Raw genomic sequence first — 17,063 nt, 5'->3', positions numbered from 1 at the left:
GACGATGCCGCCGAACTACGTAGGGGGCAAACTGTTACCACGTACAAGAACAACAGGATGCCCGCAATGACCGACAAGCGTCAGAACCAGCGATGGGTACTGAGAAAGCGCCCCGAGGCGGAGATTACCGCCGAACACCTGGAACTGGTAACGGAGCCGGTTCCTGAACTGCAGGACGGACAAGTCCTCATTCGGAATATATATCTGTCACTTGACCCGACACATCGCCTGTGGATGAGTGACCGTGAACAATATCTGCCGCCTGTCCGGGTGGGGGATGTTATGCGTGGTGGCAGTCTGGGTGTGGTTGAGGAATCACGTTCCGACCGCTTCAGTGCCGGTAATATTGTCAAACCCATGGTCGGTGGCTGGGAGGCCTGGACCGTTGCCGACGACAAGCTGGTTCGCCCTGTCGATCGTCATCCGGACATCCCCCTGTCTGCCTATATGTCTGTGCTCGGCTCCACCGGGATCACCGCCTACTTCGGGCTGCTGGATATCGGCGATCCCCAGCCGGGTGAAACCCTGGTGGTGTCTGCAGCGGCGGGCGCGGTTGGCTCCATTGTCGGGCAGATCGGCAAGCTCAAGGGCTGCCGGGTGGTAGGCATTGCCGGTGGCCCTGAAAAATGCCGGTGGTTGACTGAAGACCTGGGCTTTGACGGCGCCATCGACTACCGCAATGAAGACGTTCCCGCCGCGCTGGACCGGCTCTGTCCGGACGGTGTGGATATCCAGTTCGAGAACGTGGGTGGCGACATCATGGACGCCGTCTATAACCGTCTGAATCTCAACGGCCGTTTGTCCCTGTGCGGCATGATCTCCCGTTACAACGACGAAGGCGTCATGCCGGGGCCCCGGGATTTCGGGCGGGTTTTGATGAAGCGACTGACGGTGAAGGGCTTTATCGTCCTGGATTACCAGAAGCGGTTCCCCGAAGCCCAGGAAGCGTTGACCGGGTGGGTAAGCCGGGGTGAGATCCAGTGGAAGAACCATGTGGTGGAAGGTCTGGATAATGCCCTTGATGGCCTGGCGCTGCTGTTCACGGGCGGTAATGACGGCAAGCTGATGGTCCGGGTATCCGATGACCCCTAGTGTCCCGTGTGGTTAATTCGCAGTAGGTCAGCAAATTAACCACACGGGACACCAGTTTTCTCCTGTAGCGAGCGACCTCGAGCAGAGGCGATAGACAGCCACCATACTGTCACCGGAGGCCTGTTTCTGGGCGCTCCGGTTTTTTCGTCCGGGGTCTGACCCCATTTTCACCGAGGTGCAGTACGCCCCATACTTGCTATTTGAATTCCGGCTCTCCCTGCCAGTCGAAAAATTCGGGCATATCAGTCGATACCTTGTCGGGGTACTCCGCCGGGCGTTTCTCCAGGAACGACGCTACGCCTTCTTTCGCGTCCGCCGACGCGCCACGGGCCTGTATTGCCCGGCTGTCCAGCTGGTGGGCTTCCATGGGATGGCTAGCGCCGGCCATACGCCATAGCATTTGCCGGGTCATGGCGACAGATACCGGCGCGGTGTTGTCGGCGATTTCCCGGGCGATGGCCACGGCGGCCGGGTAGAGTTCTTCCGGGGCGTGGACCGATTCGACCAGGCCACGTTTTTCCAGCTCATCAGCATTGATCAGCTTTCCGGTCATGCACCATCGTAATGCCGTGGACAGTCCCACCGCCCGGGAGATAAACCAGGAGGACGCCGCCTCTGGCACGATGCCCCGGCGGGCGAAAACGAAGCCGTAGCGGGCCTTTTCCGAAGCCAGGCGGATATCCATAGCCAGGGACATGGTGGCGCCCACGCCCACTGCCGCGCCATTGATGGCACCGATCACTGGCTTCAGGCTGCGGAAGATGCGCAGTGATACCATGCCGCCGCCGTCGCGGTTGACGCCATTGGCCAGCGGGTCAGGCGCGTTGCCTTTCTGTTCCTCATAGTCGAACGTGTCGGCTCCGCCGGACAGATCGGCGCCCGCGCAGAAGGCCTTGCCGGCGCCAGTGACGATCACTACTCGCACGGCATCGTCGGCATCGGTCTGGTCAAACGCGGCAATCAGCTCTTCCATCATCTGTAAGGTAAAAGCATTCATCCGGTCAGGCCGGTTAAGGGTGATGGTGGCAATGCCGTCTTTGACGTCGAGGGTGATGGTTTCAAACTGGCTCATGGAAGCTCCTTATCCGCAGATCATGGCGGAACAGCCGCCATCGATGTAAAGGATCTGTCCAGTGGTGTGTTTGCTGGCGTCGGAGGCGAACATCACGGTTGCGCCCTTGAGGGCCTCGTCGTCGCCGGTCTGACGCAGGGGTACATTGCGCACCAGACCTTCATCACCGTGCTGGTCCCGCAGGCCTTTGGACATCTTGCTGGGGAAGTAGCCGGGGCCGATGGCGTTCACGGTAATACCGTGTACGCCCCATTCGGCGGCCAGTGATCGGGTAAAGGTCACCACGGCGCCTTTGCTGGTGTTGTAGCCTATGGCCGTCATCAGGTCACGGTTACCACCAATGGCGGCGTTGGAGGCGATGTTGATAACCCGGCCGTATCGGCGCGGAATCATGCTCTTCTTCGCCACTTCACGGGTCAGCAGGAACAGGTTGCGCACGTTCAGGGTCATCACCTTGTCCCAGCCATCCATGGGGTAGTCTTCGGCAGGGGCACCCCAGGTGGCGCCGGCATTGTTCACCAGGATATCGATATGCCCCAGGGTGCTGATGGCCTGGTCTGCCAGCGCAATAACGTCGTCTTCACTGGCCAGGTTGGCCACGATGGGTGTGACGTCGTGACCGGCCTCCCGCAGTTCCTCGGCCGCTTCGTTGAGGTCGGATTCCTTGCGGGCACTGATTACCAGCCGTGCCCCGGCTTCTGCCAAGGCATGGGCCATCTGCAGGCCCAGTCCGCGGGAACCTCCCGTTACCACGGCGGTGCGGCCCTTCAGATCGAACAGTTGCTGAATGTTACGTGGGGGGGAATCGCTCATGTTGCCCATCCTCTTGTGGTTTTTGTGATGCTGACACCCTGACGTGGTCAGTCGCAAAGAGCATCGTCCGTTGCGACGAAAACACCCCGGGTGCCTGATTCGTCGGTTCAGACGATGCCCCGGAGCCACTTCAGGCCGACGATGGACAAAACAAGGAGACTGCATCATGAGCGACTATACCGCCGTCGAATACCACGCCCGCGACGCCGTGGCCTGGATCCGTATGAACCGTCCGGACGCCCTCAACGCTTTCAACGAAGACCTGCGCCGTGATCTGACAGCGGCCCTGGCCCGTGCCGCCGGCGATTCCGCTATAAAGGTGGTCGTACTGGCCGCCAGCGGTCGTGCCTTCAGCGCCGGTGCCGACCTGATGGAGGACAACGCACCGGACAAGTCCGACGTGACCAGGCAATTGCTGGAATCCTACAAGCCGATTCTCGACGCCATTCAGTCCATGCCCAAGCCGGTGATTGGTGTGGCCCCGGGCGTTGCGGCCGGAGTGGGGGCTTCAGTACTGATGAGCTGTGATCAGGTGGTGATGGCGGAAGAAGCCCGCATCTATATGGCGTTCAGCCATATTGGCCTGGTGCCGGATGGTGGTGCCACCTGGTTACTGTTCCAGACTCTGGGGTACCACCGGGCTTTTGCCCTGATTACCGAGGGTGGCAGCATCAGCGCCAAAGAGTGCCAGGAACTCGGCCTTGCCCGGGCCGTGGTGCCTCAGGATCAGGCCGAGCAGGTCGCGGCCGATATTGCTGCCACCCTTTGTGAGCGCCCGGCGCTGGCTACTGCTGAAGCCAAGGCGCTGCTTCGCAAGGCGGCAACTGCGTCTTATGACGAGATTTTCCAGGCGGAAGCCATTGCCCAGAAGCACTGCCTGCAAAGCCCCGAATCCCGGGAGGCTATTGCCCGCTTCAAGAACAAGAGCAAATAAGGCTGTCCCTGCAAAGCGCATTATCCCGACGGGGAGTGACTGAGCCATGGCCCATTCTGCGCCTGAATTCGAAACACCTGCCAATGAGGCAGACATGCAGGAAAAGCTGACACGCGTTGCGCAACGCCTTTTGTCCGGGGCGCGGGTAGAAGGCTTGAGCCGGCTCACTGGTGGTGCTAACCAGCAGATGTGGTCGCTGGAGGCTGTATCCGAGCAGGAACGGATGCCCATGATCCTGCGACAGGCCAGCACCTGGAACCAGGGCGCCGAAGGTGTGATGCAGCTGGATGACGAGGCCCGACTGGTTATCCGTGCCGGGGCGGGTGGGGTACCGGTGCCCCGTGTTCACGAAATTCTGAGGCCTGAAGACGGGCTTGGTACCGGTTATCTGATGGCCCGGGTGGAAGGGGAAACCCTGCCACCGAAAATCCTCAAGGGCGACCGGTATTCACGCGCCCGTCAGGTTCTGGCCGGGCAGTGTGGTGAAGTATTGGCGGGTATTCATCGGCTGGACGTGAGTGATCTGACCTTTCTGCAACCGGCGACACCAGCGGATGTGGTAGCGAATCTGTACCGGGAGTACCAGGGCTACGGCGAGGCACGTCCGGTGTTCGAGCTGGCCTTCCACTGGTTGCGGGAACATTTGCCGGAAGTGCCGGACAAGCTGGCACTGGTGCACGGTGATTTCCGGCACGGCAATCTCATGGTGGACGAGCAGGGGCTGGCGGCCGTTCTGGACTGGGAGCTGGCATTTGTGGGTGATCCCATGGCCGACCTGGGCTGGCTGTGTGTGAACTCCTGGCGGTTCGGCAATATCGATCTTCCCGTTGGTGGCTTTGGCAGCCGGGAGCATTTGTTCGATGGCTACGAGGCTGCCAGTGGCCAGCGGCCCGACCCGGACCGTGTCCGGTTCTGGGAAATCCTTGGCACCCTGCGCTGGGGCATCATGTGTCAGGGCATGGCCGCTTCCTTTGTGGCGGGACACGACACCTCCCCGGAGCGGGGCGCCATCGGACGCCGGGCCTCGGAAACTGAAGTGGACCTGCTGCGTGAGCTGGTACCACTGAACCCCTGACCGGAGATTGTTATGCAGGATCTGCCCGAAAACACCGCATTGCTGGCCTCGGTGGAGGCCTTCCTGAAAGAAGAAGTCATGCCACAACTGGACCCGGCGGGTGGGTTTCGTGCCCGGGTGTCCGCCAATGTGTTGGGTATGGTGCGTCGCCATCTGGAACAGGCAGGCCTGGACACGGCCCACGACGAGCGGGAGTTGCTGACCCAGCTCACCGGCCGGAAGGGCACACTGGCGGGACAGACCGCGGAACTGTGCCGGCTTGTTGCTGATGGCACTCTCACCCCGGACAACCCCCGGCTGAGGGATTACCTGTGGCTTACCACCCTCGCCAAATTGGCGGTGGACCAGCCGAAATACTCTGGTTACCTGCGGGCCCGGGACGAGTGGGCCGGGTTTCAGGCCGACCCGAACCCGCAGCACTGATCTGCAACCTTTTTCCGATCTGACACCTGGAGACGACTGATGGATTTCAACCTGCCCCGGGAGCTGACCGAGTATCTGGCCAAGCTCGATGAGTTTATTGAAAAGAAGATCAAGCCCCTGGAAGAAAAGGATGACAACATCCGTTTCTTCGACCATCGCCGGGAGTGGGCCCGCACCGACTTTGAGGGCGGTGGCCTGCCGCGCAAGGAATGGGAGGACCTGCTCAAGGAAACCCGCCGCATCGCCGATGAAGCGGGTCATCTGCGCTTCCCGCTGCCTGCGGAATTCGGTGGCAAGGACGGCTCCAATCTGGCCATGACCGTAATCCGTGAGCATTTCGCTGCCAAGGGGCTGGGCCTGCACAACGACCTGCAGAATGAGCACTCCATCGTTGCCAATAACCCCTTTGTCCTGTTGCTGAGGGACTTCGGCACCCGCGAGCAGTACGCCGAGTTCGTGGACAATATGCTCAACGAGGAATACCAGCTGGCCTTCGGTCTTACCGAACCGGACCATGGCTCCGACGCCACCCATATGGAAACCCGGGCTGTGCCCGAACAACGGGATGGGGTTGATGGCTGGCTGATCAACGGCGAGAAAATGTGGACCACCGGCATGCATACCGCCACCCACTGCGTCACTTTCGTGCGTACCAGTGGCAACGACGGTGATGCCAAAGGGATCACCGCCCTGATCGTGCCTTCCGAAACACCGGGCGTGAAGGTGGAGGAATACCTGTGGACTTTCAACATGCCCACAGACCATCCCAGGGTCAGTTTTACTGATGTCTGGGTGCCGGATTCCGCGATTTTCGGTCCATTGGGCGGTGGCCTGGCCATTGCCCAGCACTTCGTACACGAGAATCGCATTCGACAGGCCGCGTCCAGTCTTGGGGCTGCCGATTTTTGCATCCGCGAGAGCGTCGACTACGCCCGTAAGCGAAAGCCGTTCGGGCAGGAACTGGCCCGTAATCAGGGCATCCAGTTCCCCATGGTGGAACTGGCCACTCAGGTGGAAATGCTGCGCCTGCTAATCCGCAAGACCGCGTGGCAGATGGACCAGATGTCCAAGCCGGAAGTGGCCAACCAGCTTTCCGACAAGGTGGCCATGTGTAACTACTGGGCCAACCGGCTGTGCTGCGAGGCGGCGGACCAGGCCATGCAGGTACATGGTGGCATCGGTTATTCCCGCCACAAGCCCTTCGAGCATATCTACCGGCACCACCGCCGCTACCGGATTACCGAGGGGTCGGAGGAAATCCAGAAGCGTAAAGTGGGGGCCTTCCTGTTCGGTTACCTGGGCCCGAACAAGTGGAAAGAGGCATAACCCTGAATTTCGTCGCTATCGACGACGCTGGTGCGCCGGCGTCGTTCACATAATGGCGCCAGACATTCAAGACCATAACCACAAGAGAGACTTCCATGTACCTGACCCAATTCCTCCACAAGGCCGTGCGCGAATACCCCGATGACGAAGCGGTGGTATTTGGTGACCGGCGTCAGACCTGGGCCCAGCTCACCGATCGGGTAGCCAGTGTGGCCGGAGTGCTGCAGAGCCTGGGTATGGGCGAAGGCGACCGTGTGGGCATTCTGGGCCTGAACTCCGACCGCTATATGGAAACCGTTTTCGCCGCCTTGTGGGGTGGTGGTGTGTTCAATACCGTCAATATCCGCTGGAGCGCTCCGGAGATCGCCTATTCCCTGGATGACTGCGACACCCGCATTCTGTTCGTGGACGACGAGTTTGCCCCGATGGTGGCGAAAATCCGGGAAAAGTCGTCCGTTCTGACCACCATCGTCTACATGGGGGATCAGCAAACGCCGGAGGGCGCGGAAGATCTGCGTTCACTGATGGACGGGGCCGCTCCCGTGCCCGATGCGGGCCGGGGTGACAAGGACCTGGCCGGCATTCTTTACACCGGCGGTACCACCGGTAAGCCCAAAGGCGTCATGCTCAGTCACGGCAACCTGTATCTCAGCGCCCTGAGCACGGTGATTCCCGCCTGTCGCCGGGAACGTGTCGTGGGCCTTCACTCGGCGCCGTTCTTTCATGTCGCGGGCATTGGCCTGATCTTACAGCTGGCCATCCGTGGTGGCACCCACGTGATTCTGCCGAGGTTCGAACCGTTGCCCGTCATCGAAGCCATTGAACGGGAAACGGTGCTGGAAACCTTCCTGGTGCCCACCATGTTGCGGGCGGTGCTGGACCACCCGGAATTCGACCAGTACGACACCAGCTCCCTGCGCTGTCTGATCTATGGGGCCTCGCCCATGGACAGCACGCTGCTTAAGCGGGCCATGGCCAAACTGCCGAATGCCGACTTCCTGCAGATGTACGGCATGACCGAGTTGTCTCCCACCGTGACCATGCTGCTGCCGGAAGTGCATGCCGATCCGGCACAGCATGACAAGCTGATGTCGGCCGGTAACCCCACCCATATTGCCGAGATCCGCATTGTCGACCCCATGGATAACGAAGTGCCCCGGGGCCAGGTCGGGGAAATCTGCGCCCGGGGACCGATGGTCATGCAGGGCTACTGGAACAAGGAGCAGCAGACCGCGGAGGCCATTCGCGACGGCTGGATGCACACCGGCGACGCCGGCTACATGGCTGACGACGGTTATGTGTTCCTGGTGGATCGCATCAAGGACATGATCGTCACCGGCGGCGAGAACGTCTACTCCGTCGAGGTGGAGGATGTCCTGCTGCAGTATCCGCAGGTGGCCCAGTGCGCCGTGATCGGTGTGCCGGACGACAAGTGGGGCGAGCGGGTTCATGCGGCGGTGGTCCTCAGGGACGGTGAGGAGCTGGACGAAGCGGACATCACCGCCTTCTGCAAGGCGCACATAGCCGGCTACAAGTGCCCCGGCAGCTACGAGGTGCGGGACGAGCTGCCCATGTCCGGCGCCGGTAAACTGCTGAAATTCAAACTGAAGGAATCGCACTGGAAGGGCCGGGGGCGGAACATCGGCTGATCCTGGTCAATTCGTCGCAACCGACGATGGCATGTCCAGGCACTCATCCTAGAGTGGACACTGGCAATCATCATCAACAAGAACAATGAACCGATCGGTCTCCGCTGGAGACCATCGAAACGGAGGTAAGCACGATGAACCTATTCACTCGCAACAGCCTGGTTACTGTGGCTGCGGCCGGCCTGATGTTGTCAGGTACGGCGATGGCGGAAACCCTCAGCCATGCCACCGGCTATCCGCCCAACACCATCGGGGCCAATGGCGCCGAGGCTTTTGCCAGCGCCCTGGAAGAATATTCCAACGGTGACATGGACGCCAAGGTCTATGCCAGCTCCCTGCTCAGCTTCTCGGAAACCTCGCCGGGTATCCGGGACGGCATGGCGGATTCGGGCTTTGTGCTGATGTCCTACTATCCGAAGGAGTTTGCGGTTTCCAACCTGGCGGCTGAGCTGAGCATGCTTGTCCAGCTGGACAATGTGCAGGACAGCACCGCCGGGCTCGCCTTCATGGGGGCCATGGCGGATTTTGTGTTCAACTACTGTGATGAGTGTGTGAACGAGTTCTCCGCACAGAACCAGGTTTTCACCAGTGCCTCGGCCAGTGACAACTACATGCTTCAGTGCAACGAGCCGGTGGCCAGTATGGAGCAGCTGGAAGGCAAACGCATCAGGACGTCCGGCCCCCACTGGGCACGCTGGGTGGAGCATGTCGGCGGTTCCCCGGTGACCATGTCGGTGAGCGACCAGTACGAAGCTTTGAACCAGGGCGTTCTCGATTGCACCATTTCATCAGCCATTGATATGGATATTTTCAAGATCAAAGAGGTGGTCACCGACATAACTCCGGGAGTACCGGGTGGTGTCTATGGTGCCACCGCCTTCAATAACATCAACCGTGATGTCTGGATGGGCCTGAGCGAGGAACAGCGCAAGAACGTCCTGCGCGCATCCGCTGCGGGCGCGGCCCGCGTCAGCATGGACTATCATGTGGGTGCGGCAAGGGAAGTGGCGGCAGCCGAGGGCCGGGACATCACTGTTCATGAGCCAACCGCCGAACTGGTTGACGTGACTAACAGTTTTATCAAGTCCGACATTCCCCGGATAGCGGATAACTATACCGAACGCCATGGCGTCAATAATGCCGATCAAAAGGTTGAGCAGTTCCGTGAACTACTGGCCAAGTGGGCTGAACTGGTTCGCGACGTGGACAGTGCCGAGGCCCTCACAGACATCTATTGGAACGAGCTCTATTCCAAAGTCGATGTGAGCAGCTACGCACTCTGATTGCCACCAGGCTTTCGCCGCAGTGCTCACCTGTCCCCTAGTCGGGAGAGGGGCTGGGTGAAGGGGCGACTCCAACTCCGGAGTTCGCCTTTCCCCCCTCTCCCTAACCCTCTTCCGCCAGGGGAGAGGGGATAAAGAGGAGGCGAATCAAGCCCCCTGATCCACTGGTAATGATCCCCGAGGCTCCCATGTCCACCCAGGAATCAGCCGAACTCTCCCGCTTCCGCCAACAGGTCCGCGATTTCATCGAACAGAACGCCGACGAGGAAATCCTGGAAGCCGGCCGCAAGACCACCAGTTTCTTTCCGCCCTTTGACCAGGTGATGAAGTGGCACCGTATCCTGCATGGCCAGGGCTGGTCTGCCATCCGCTGGCCCGAGGAGTACGGCGGTACCGGCTGGGATGTGCCCCGGCAATTGATCTTCGAGGAAGAATGCCGTCGCGCCGGTGTACCGCTGCTACTGCCCCAGAGTATTGCCATGGTGGGGCCGGCGATCATCCATTACGGAACCGAAGCGCAGAAGAAGAAGCACCTGCCGGGCATCCTCGCTGGTGAGGATTTCTGGGCCCAGGGCTATTCCGAGCCCAACGCCGGCTCCGATCTGGCTTCTCTCAAATGTCGGGCCGACCGGGACGGTGACCATTATGTCATCAATGGCTCCAAGACCTGGACCACTTACGCCCACCACGCCAATCGTATGTTCCTGCTGGTACGTACCGGCGGGGGCGCCGGCAAACCCCAGCAGGGGATCAGCTTCTTCCTGATCGAGGACCTGAGCGACCCGGGAATCGATATCCGCCCCATCATCGGGCTGGACGGTGTGCCGGAGCAGTGTGACGTGTTTTTCACCGACGTGCGGGTGCCCCTGGACTGCTGTCTGGGGGAGGAGAACGATGGCTGGTCCGTAGCCAAGTACCTGCTCGAGCACGAGCGGGGCGGGGGCACCTCCTTTGCCACCACCTTTCGCCATGAGCTGGACCTGATCCGCCGTCTGGCGGGGCGGACCGGCGACGGGTTCGGCGGCATGCTGGCGGATGATCCGGTGTTCCAGGACCGGTACATACGGCTGGCCCTGGAAGTGGACACCCTGGAGGCCACCGAGGAAGTCTTCGCGAGCATGGAGAAAGGCTCGCCCCAGTCCGGCCCCATGAGCTCCATGATCAAGGTTACGTCCATGGAAGCCATCCAGCGCATCACCGAACTTGCCATTGACGTAGCGGGCTCCCCGTCACTGGCGCTGCAATTGGCCGCCCTGACGGTGGGCAGCGGCGTTGAGCCTATCGGTGACGAGGATGCACTCACCCTGATGCCGAAGTACCTGAACAACCGGGCCGCCTCCATCTTTGGCGGCAGTAACGAAATCCAGCGCAATATCATCGCCAAGAGCCTGCTGCGGTAAGGAGACGGACCATGAGTACCCTGAACCAGGAAACCCGCTCCATGCTGGAAGACAGCGTCAATCGCTTTGTCCAGGGGGAGTACACCTTCGATGACCGCAAGCATAACCTGAAGGAGCATCACGGCCAGTCTCCTGACCACTGGCACACCTTCGCCGAGATGGGCTGGCTGTCGATTCCGTTTCCGGAAGAGCAGGGCGGTCTCGGGGGTGATATAACCGATACCCTCGGCGTCATGAAGGTGTTTGGCAGGGGTATGGTCACCGAACCCTACCTGAGTGTCATCACCGCCGCGCGTCTGCTTTCCCCTGCCAACTATAAAGGTGAGGTCGCAGAACTGCTGGATGGCATTCTCAGTGGCGAGCGTCAGGTGGTGTTTGCCAGTGAGGAGCCGGGCAGCCGGGGCAACCCGCTTGCCGTGGCCCTCAAGGCGGAACCGGATGGCACGGGCTACCGTTTGAGTGGTGAAAAAATCGCCGTCATGCATAGCCTGACAGCCGGCCATGTGCTGGTGTCCGCCCGCAGTGCTGGTGGCTATACAGATGAACAAGGTATCGATCTGTTCCTGCTGGCGCTGGATGCTCCGGGTGTAGAGGTCACCGGATACCCGATGATGGACGGCCACCAGGGGGCAAACATCACCTTCAATGGCGTGTCGGTCAGCAAAACCCAGCAGCTGACCGGGGCTGGAGGCGCTGCGGCCCTGATCTTGCAGGCCAGCAGCGAGAGCCTGCTGATGCTGGCGTCGGAAGCGGTGGGCATCATGGAAACCCTGGTTAGGAAAACCGTCGCCTATACCCGGACCCGCAAGCAGTTTGGTGTGGCGCTGGCGGAATTTCAGGTACTCCAACACCGCATGGCCGACATGTACATCGAAACCACCAGCCTCGCCAACCTGCTGGCCCAGACCGCGAGCCGGTGGCTTGAAGCTGAAGCACCTCAACAGGCCATCCTGGCCTCAAAACTCAAGGCCCGGCTGGGCCCCGCCGCCCGCTACGTGGGTCAACAGGCTGTGCAGCTACACGGCGGTATTGGCATGACTGACGAATTGGATATTGGCCACTACTTCAAGCGGCTGACGTCCATCGAGCTGCAATTGGGGAATGCCGAGTGGCACCGGAAACGGCTGTGGCGGGAGATCGCGGCATAGCCGGGGTCAGGCCGCTACCTGCTCGTAGGAAAAGTCAGGAATGTCGGTGCGCTTGCTGGCATGCTCAAACGTGATGGCGCAGATCTGCCCTTCCTGATCGACATCTATGGTAGTGTTTTCGTCCAGGTCACGGGTCTCGAATATATCCGTTACCCGAAGCTCAATATACAGGGTGTCTGAATCCTGAAAATACTTGATTTTCACGGCCGGAACCTCCGATCAAAAAAGGCGTTGTGCACTGTTTCGCCATCTTCAAGAAGAATAACACGTAAATAGCGACTCTGCGCCTGCGGTATGGCTCGCCATAACCGGATACGACCATCCTCCTGACGTTCAGTGTATTGTGGTTTACGAACGGTTTCAGCGACCCAGTCCATGTGTATGGCAGCTCGGTCTGGTCTTTTTCGCATGGAGTCGAAGTATTTGGTGGTCTTCAAGGGGCAACGTCCTTTGCCTTTACTGGTCCTGTAATCGATAGACTGCCTGAGAAATAGTGAGGGCGACTTACCAGTCGCCCAAACGTAAAACTTCAAACTGCCGTTCTGGATCTGTGACGCTATCCCGGCAAAATCAGTCCTTGACCAGAATCAGATCGTGCTCAGGGGTCGGGCGCTGCCCGTCTACCGGCACCAGCGATGCCAGGTCACTGCCGAACAGTTCGCCGATACGCAGGGTACCTACGCGCTCACCCTTGCGCCAGGTGATGGGCTGGCCGTTCGGGGAGCGAACCAGGGTGCCCGGCTCGTGAATGGCCAGTTCATCGCCCGCTTCCAGACCGTTGGCACGGCCTGCTGAAAGGTACAGGCGGCCGTCGTCGGCGCGGAAGGCTTTCATGGCCCAGGGGGCGATATCGGCCCGTTGTGAAGCCAGCTCCAGCAATTCCTCACCCTGCTTACCGGAGGTCAGCTCTGTCGTGCCCCAGCGGGCGCCGCTGGCGGCATCCAGAATCGTCACGGACGATCCGTCCTCAACGGTGACCACAAGACGTGAGCCGGGGTAGGCGGCCAGGGCTTCGGCGCAGTCCGCCGAGGTTGTGTCGTCACAGGCCGGGGTGTTGACCAGGGCGTCCCGCAGTTCGGCCCGGGGGATCAGTCGGAAACCATAGTCTGCAGCAGCGTTGTCCAGTTCGCGGTAGAGGTAATCAGAGGCGCCTACGATAGCGAGGTTAGTGCGGAGCTGGCCGCTAGCTGGTGTGGCTTGGACAGAAGATGACGATACTGACTGAGAGCGTTCATCGGCGCTGGAGTCGCCACGCTCCCAGAATGGAGTGCTCCACTCAGGCTCTTCACGACCAAGAGCTTTATCTGCAGTATTCACTTGTTCTTGAGCCTGTTGGTCGGAGGCACAGGCTGTCAGTAAAAGTACCGCAGAGGCTGCTGTGAGCAGAAAACCAGATCGTATGGGGTAAAACATGTTGGTTGGTATCCTCAAAAACAAAAAAAGGCAGCATGGATAATACCATGCTGCCCGAGGGTCGCTAAAAACAGGTTAACTCGTCGGTTTAGAAGTCGATCGACAGGTTTGCGGTAACGGCCATGGCATCATTCTCGTCCCAGTCGCCATCGACGTTGGACAGAGAGTTGCCGGAAAGGCCGCCAACGTCGTTGTTGGTCAGCAAACCTGCGGTGAGCGAAGTCTTGACGGCATCGTTAACCTGGTAGTGAGCCTGCAGGTCGTAAACCATAGAGCTGTCATCATCATTGCCATCATCGACAGTCAGATGACCAATAGCAGCCTGCAGCTTGAACTGTGGTGTCAGGTTCAGGCCAACACGCCCGATAAGCAGTTGCTCGTCGAAATCTTTCAGGCCAAGACCCCCGCCCATGCGATAGAGGCTCGCGGCGCTAGCGGTGGACTCAGGGTTGGTGTTTACAACGCTTGCGTAACTGTCAAAGCCAGAGGAGATCAGGCCGCCGTCTTGTGAGCCAACATACTGGAAGTCCAGTTCTGCCATGCCCACAGACGAACCAACACGTACGTATTGAGACAAGTTGGACTCAGTGAAGTATTGATCGTTATTGAGATAGACAAAATCACCAGTAGCAGGATTAACAGTACTCGTATCCTGTGCTTCGACGCCACCGTTGAATACATAGTTGAAGCCAACAGCAAAATCGACGACACCGCCAAGATTGCCACTCACGTAAGGTGAGAACAGGTGAACATCGTCTAACACGTAAGCTGCATCGGCGCCATCGAGGACAGGGCTCGCAACACCACCTTCATAGTCCTTCAACCAGTGCACCCAGAGGAGGCCGATGTTCATGTCAGCGGCGCGGGTAATCAGGCCGGCTGCCACCATGTCACCATCATCCTGGTTCTGGAGAGGTGAAGTATCCTGACGACGGTCGTAAAGGACTACCGCGGTACCGATTTCGGTCGGGAAGATGCCGCTGATGCGGTCACGGCGGTCGTCACATACCAGGAAGCAGTTGTTCCAGCTGGCAGATTGCCGACCTACTCGGAAGATGTTGCCACCCAGAGGTATTTGTACGTAGCCGAGATCCAGGCGAACATTGTCACCTACGTTACCAGTGTTGTACGCACCATTGTTGGCACTGCCAACCGGAGTGTTACGACCGCCGTCACCTGTCCAGCGGTCGCCGGCCAGTTCAATGCTGGTGATGAGGGATACGCCGGACTCGTGCTTGAAGTTGCCTTTAAGGCGGATAAGGTGAGCAAAGCCGTCATCGGTGTCGCTCTGGTATTCACCGGGATTTTCTGCCTCATTCTCTACGGCGAAGGCAGTTGCTTCGTACTCAACACCAAAATCGGTTTCCAGGGCATTCGCGACGTTGGCGCCGGCGATTGCCATGCTCAGGATGGATGCGGTTCCCAGTGCCTTGGTCAGCGGGCGGGAAGTGATCTTGCTTTGTTGTGCCATGGTTTTAAACCCTTATTTTTGTCTAATCGACTCGATTGTTGGACTCAGTGACGCTTTTCTACGTGCTTGTTTTTGCTTTGGTTATCACTTGGTGCTTTGTCAAACCTCCGGTTGTTATCCCTGTGGCCAGTTCATGTCAGGCGCAGAAAGCCTGTGGGTGTTCTGGTCGACTGCCGCCTCTGCCAGGTGCAAATCGCAACCCAATCAAGGCGGTTATCAGCAAAAGCTCAAGTACAGTCTTAGCAGAGAATCCGGTAAAGGCAATAGCCTTTGCGGGCTGGGACAACACTTTTTTTCGTGTGTCTGATAAGAGTCACACTTCCGTGGTGCTTTTTTTGTTCTCTGCTCCGACTGCAGCCTATCATTGGCCGCTTCAGTCAGGATGCCTTCCAGTTAGCAGTCCTCGGGATAGTAGGAATAAATTTTTTGTCATGCAATAGCCACGATCACTTTTTTGCAGTTTTTTGAGAATTGGTAATGCACAATGAAACAGGTGCTTTCCTATGCGTCGGCCGCGAAAGGCCGCCCACCGGAGTGGGAGGCCGTGGGTACAGGGGCGCTCCGGCACAGTGCGCTGCACCTTCCTTTTCAGGCTGCATCCTGTTATCAAATTGCGGTTGGCATCTTGTGTCCAAATTAACTAAGCTGTTCCGCAAAGCAGAACGTTATACCGAAAAAGCTTCTGTCCGCAGTGAGCTGGTCCGTCGGATCCCGGTTTGCATGGTGGCGGAGTCTGTTTTGTCATGAGGTTTCGCGCTGGTCCGATTCTTGTAGGTTTTTCGGTGAAACCATGGCCGTGAGGCGGTAGCGCACGTAAACTGCGCGGCTTCTGACGTTTGCATTCATTTTTACTGAAGTGCCCTGGTGGTCATGCTGCAATCCGGTGCATTCGGATTGGCGACCATGGGGCTTGTTGAGGCACCGGAAACTATGACCTTGAGCAATACAACAAAAGCAGATCTGGTCGAAGCGTCCCCGGATGCACCGGAAAAGCCGGAGAAGGACCGCAAGTTCGTAGAGGCCCTTTCCCGGGGGCTGGATGTGCTGCGCGCGTTCAGCCAGGGTTCGGTCATCCTGGGCAACCAGGACATCGCCCGGCTGACCGGGCTGCCCAAGCCCACCGTGTCCCGCATGACCTACACCCTGACCAAGCTGGGGTATCTCAGTTACAACCCGGTGCTGGAAAAGTACCAGCTCAGCTCCGGCGTTCTGGCACTGGGTTATGCCTATGTGTCCAACCTCAAGGTGCGCCAGCTCGCCAAGCCCTACATGGATGAGTTTGCACGGCGCAATAACATGTCCGTTGGTCTGACCTGCCGCGACCGTCTGCACATGATTTATGTGGAGAACCGGATGCCGCCGGAGGCTTCCCTGCTGCGCATGGAGATCGGGCTCAAGCTGCCCATGGCAACCACCGCCGCCGGCCGGGCGTATTGCTCGTCTCTCTCTGAGGATGGTCGCAAGATCGTGATGGAGGCCCTGGCCGAAAAATACGGACCGGAAGCCTGGCCGGAAAAGAAGGCTGGCCTGGACCGGGCGCTGGAAGATTATCGGGAATATGGCTTCTGTCTGACCCTGGGCGAGTGGGACCGCAACATCAACGCCGCCGGCGTACCGGTTCGCCTTCAGGATGGCACCACGATGGCGCTGACCTGTGCAGCGCCTTCCTATCTGGTGTCTGGTGACAAGCTGCGCAGTTCCATCGCCCATCAGCTGGCGATGCTGGCCAGCGACATTGAGTCGCTCGGGGTTTAGGTTTTTTCCTCCCCTCTCCCCAGCGTGGGAGAGGGGCCGGGGGTGAGGGGGCGCCCGCAGGGCGTTTCAGGTCCAGCAACGGAGCTGAAGTCTCCACCCTCACCCCAGCCCTCTCCCGTCAAGGGAGAGGGGGTTTAAGTCCCGCGTAGTTTTCTGCCTTCCGTCGGTTTTTTTCTCTCCTGCCTCAAGAGGCGTACAATCTCTTACAC

At 59.4% G+C, this 17,063-nt stretch carries 16 protein-coding genes; 10 read left to right on the top strand and 6 right to left on the bottom strand.

Going from position 1 to position 17,063, the window contains the following annotated elements:
* Positions 1 to 66 precede the first annotated feature (66 nt).
* Positions 67 to 1,092, top strand: coding sequence for an NADP-dependent oxidoreductase (locus IE079_RS00865; protein WP_189571439.1), 1,026 nt, complete (start codon positions 67 to 69; stop codon positions 1,090 to 1,092).
* Between the two features lie 196 nt (positions 1,093 to 1,288).
* On the opposite strand, the gene IE079_RS00860 is transcribed toward IE079_RS00865, so the two are convergent.
* Together IE079_RS00860 and IE079_RS00855 are read right to left on the bottom strand one after the other, a co-directional pair.
* Positions 1,289 to 2,164, bottom strand: coding sequence for a crotonase/enoyl-CoA hydratase family protein (locus IE079_RS00860; RefSeq protein ID WP_189571436.1), 876 nt, complete (start codon positions 2,162 to 2,164; stop codon positions 1,289 to 1,291).
* A gap of 9 nt (positions 2,165 to 2,173) precedes the next feature.
* Positions 2,174 to 2,977 (bottom strand): SDR family oxidoreductase, encoded by an 804-nt coding sequence (locus IE079_RS00855; protein WP_189571434.1) that lies wholly within the window; start codon positions 2,975 to 2,977, stop codon positions 2,174 to 2,176.
* Positions 2,978 to 3,143: 166 nt separating this feature from the next.
* Between IE079_RS00855 and IE079_RS00850 the strand changes: the two genes are divergently transcribed.
* The 8 genes from IE079_RS00850 to IE079_RS00815 all read left to right on the top strand — a co-directional run bounded on the left by IE079_RS00850 (position 3,144) and on the right by IE079_RS00815 (position 12,215).
* Positions 3,144 to 3,911, top strand: a complete 768-nt coding sequence (locus IE079_RS00850; protein WP_189571432.1) for an enoyl-CoA hydratase/isomerase family protein — start codon at positions 3,144 to 3,146, stop codon at positions 3,909 to 3,911.
* 46 nt (positions 3,912 to 3,957) lie between these two features.
* Positions 3,958 to 4,986: a phosphotransferase family protein gene (locus tag IE079_RS00845; protein WP_227712230.1), complete on the top strand. Its 1,029-nt coding sequence runs from the start codon at positions 3,958 to 3,960 to the stop codon at positions 4,984 to 4,986.
* Between the two features lie 12 nt (positions 4,987 to 4,998).
* The gene (locus tag IE079_RS00840) at positions 4,999 to 5,409 is read left to right on the top strand and encodes a DUF6285 domain-containing protein (RefSeq protein WP_189571430.1); all 411 of its coding nucleotides are present in this window, start codon (positions 4,999 to 5,001) and stop codon (positions 5,407 to 5,409) included.
* A gap of 39 nt (positions 5,410 to 5,448) precedes the next feature.
* Entirely contained in the window at positions 5,449 to 6,735 is a 1,287-nt protein-coding gene (locus tag IE079_RS00835) for an acyl-CoA dehydrogenase family protein (RefSeq protein ID WP_189571427.1), read from the top strand.
* A gap of 95 nt (positions 6,736 to 6,830) precedes the next feature.
* Complete coding sequence (locus IE079_RS00830) at positions 6,831 to 8,384, top strand: long-chain-fatty-acid--CoA ligase (RefSeq protein ID WP_189571424.1); 1,554 nt, start codon at positions 6,831 to 6,833, stop codon at positions 8,382 to 8,384.
* Positions 8,385 to 8,518: 134 nt separating this feature from the next.
* Positions 8,519 to 9,667, top strand: a complete 1,149-nt coding sequence (locus tag IE079_RS00825) for a C4-dicarboxylate TRAP transporter substrate-binding protein (protein ID WP_189571421.1) — start codon at positions 8,519 to 8,521, stop codon at positions 9,665 to 9,667.
* A 188-nt stretch (positions 9,668 to 9,855) separates the two neighbouring features.
* Positions 9,856 to 11,067, top strand: a complete 1,212-nt coding sequence (locus IE079_RS00820; RefSeq protein WP_189571419.1) for an acyl-CoA dehydrogenase family protein — start codon at positions 9,856 to 9,858, stop codon at positions 11,065 to 11,067.
* Positions 11,068 to 11,078: 11 nt separating this feature from the next.
* The gene (locus IE079_RS00815; RefSeq protein WP_189571417.1) at positions 11,079 to 12,215 is read left to right on the top strand and encodes an acyl-CoA dehydrogenase family protein; all 1,137 of its coding nucleotides are present in this window, start codon (positions 11,079 to 11,081) and stop codon (positions 12,213 to 12,215) included.
* Positions 12,216 to 12,221: 6 nt separating this feature from the next.
* On the opposite strand, the gene IE079_RS00810 is transcribed toward IE079_RS00815, so the two are convergent.
* The 4 genes from IE079_RS00810 to IE079_RS00795 all read right to left on the bottom strand — a co-directional run bounded on the left by IE079_RS00810 (position 12,222) and on the right by IE079_RS00795 (position 15,099).
* The gene (locus IE079_RS00810; RefSeq protein WP_189571414.1) at positions 12,222 to 12,419 is read right to left on the bottom strand and encodes a DUF2283 domain-containing protein; all 198 of its coding nucleotides are present in this window, start codon (positions 12,417 to 12,419) and stop codon (positions 12,222 to 12,224) included.
* Positions 12,416 to 12,652: a hypothetical protein gene (locus IE079_RS00805; RefSeq protein ID WP_189571411.1), complete on the bottom strand. Its 237-nt coding sequence runs from the start codon at positions 12,650 to 12,652 to the stop codon at positions 12,416 to 12,418. The genes IE079_RS00810 and IE079_RS00805 overlap by 4 nt, the downstream gene beginning before the upstream one ends.
* 133 nt (positions 12,653 to 12,785) lie before the next feature.
* Entirely contained in the window at positions 12,786 to 13,532 is a 747-nt protein-coding gene (locus IE079_RS00800; RefSeq protein WP_189571408.1) for a hypothetical protein, read from the bottom strand.
* 184 nt (positions 13,533 to 13,716) lie between these two features.
* Positions 13,717 to 15,099 (bottom strand): hypothetical protein, encoded by a 1,383-nt coding sequence (locus IE079_RS00795; RefSeq protein ID WP_189571405.1) that lies wholly within the window; start codon positions 15,097 to 15,099, stop codon positions 13,717 to 13,719.
* 960 nt (positions 15,100 to 16,059) lie between these two features.
* Here IE079_RS00795 and IE079_RS00790 point away from each other — a divergent pair.
* Complete coding sequence (locus IE079_RS00790) at positions 16,060 to 16,854, top strand: IclR family transcriptional regulator (protein ID WP_227712286.1); 795 nt, start codon at positions 16,060 to 16,062, stop codon at positions 16,852 to 16,854.
* The last annotated feature ends 209 nt before the right edge of the window (positions 16,855 to 17,063 follow it).

Origin of the sequence: Marinobacter zhanjiangensis (assembly GCF_014651935.1) — a bacterium.
GTDB classification, from domain to species: Bacteria; Pseudomonadota; Gammaproteobacteria; order Pseudomonadales; family Oleiphilaceae; genus Marinobacter; species Marinobacter zhanjiangensis.
Note: the sequence above shows the minus strand (reverse complement) of the source record. Positions and strands in the feature narration are given on the sequence as shown.

Excerpts from the sequence above, each read along its gene's own strand:
- IE079_RS00840 (WP_189571430.1), top strand. The coding sequence starts at position 4,999 with ATGCAGGATCTGCCCGAAAACACCGCATTGCTGGCCTCGGTGGAGGCC.
- IE079_RS00850 (WP_189571432.1), top strand. The coding sequence starts at position 3,144 with ATGAGCGACTATACCGCCGTCGAATACCACGCCCGCGACGCCGTGGCC.
- IE079_RS00835 (WP_189571427.1), top strand. The coding sequence starts at position 5,449 with ATGGATTTCAACCTGCCCCGGGAGCTGACCGAGTATCTGGCCAAGCTC.
- IE079_RS00825 (WP_189571421.1), top strand. The coding sequence starts at position 8,519 with ATGAACCTATTCACTCGCAACAGCCTGGTTACTGTGGCTGCGGCCGGC.
- IE079_RS00815 (WP_189571417.1), top strand. The coding sequence starts at position 11,079 with ATGAGTACCCTGAACCAGGAAACCCGCTCCATGCTGGAAGACAGCGTC.
- IE079_RS00855 (WP_189571434.1), bottom strand. The coding sequence starts at position 2,977 with ATGAGCGATTCCCCCCCACGTAACATTCAGCAACTGTTCGATCTGAAG.
- IE079_RS00820 (WP_189571419.1), top strand. The coding sequence starts at position 9,856 with ATGTCCACCCAGGAATCAGCCGAACTCTCCCGCTTCCGCCAACAGGTC.
- IE079_RS00830 (WP_189571424.1), top strand. The coding sequence starts at position 6,831 with ATGTACCTGACCCAATTCCTCCACAAGGCCGTGCGCGAATACCCCGAT.
- IE079_RS00865 (WP_189571439.1), top strand. The coding sequence starts at position 67 with ATGACCGACAAGCGTCAGAACCAGCGATGGGTACTGAGAAAGCGCCCC.
- IE079_RS00860 (WP_189571436.1), bottom strand. The coding sequence starts at position 2,164 with ATGAGCCAGTTTGAAACCATCACCCTCGACGTCAAAGACGGCATTGCC.
- IE079_RS00795 (WP_189571405.1), bottom strand. The coding sequence starts at position 15,099 with ATGGCACAACAAAGCAAGATCACTTCCCGCCCGCTGACCAAGGCACTG.
- IE079_RS00845 (WP_227712230.1), top strand. The coding sequence starts at position 3,958 with ATGGCCCATTCTGCGCCTGAATTCGAAACACCTGCCAATGAGGCAGAC.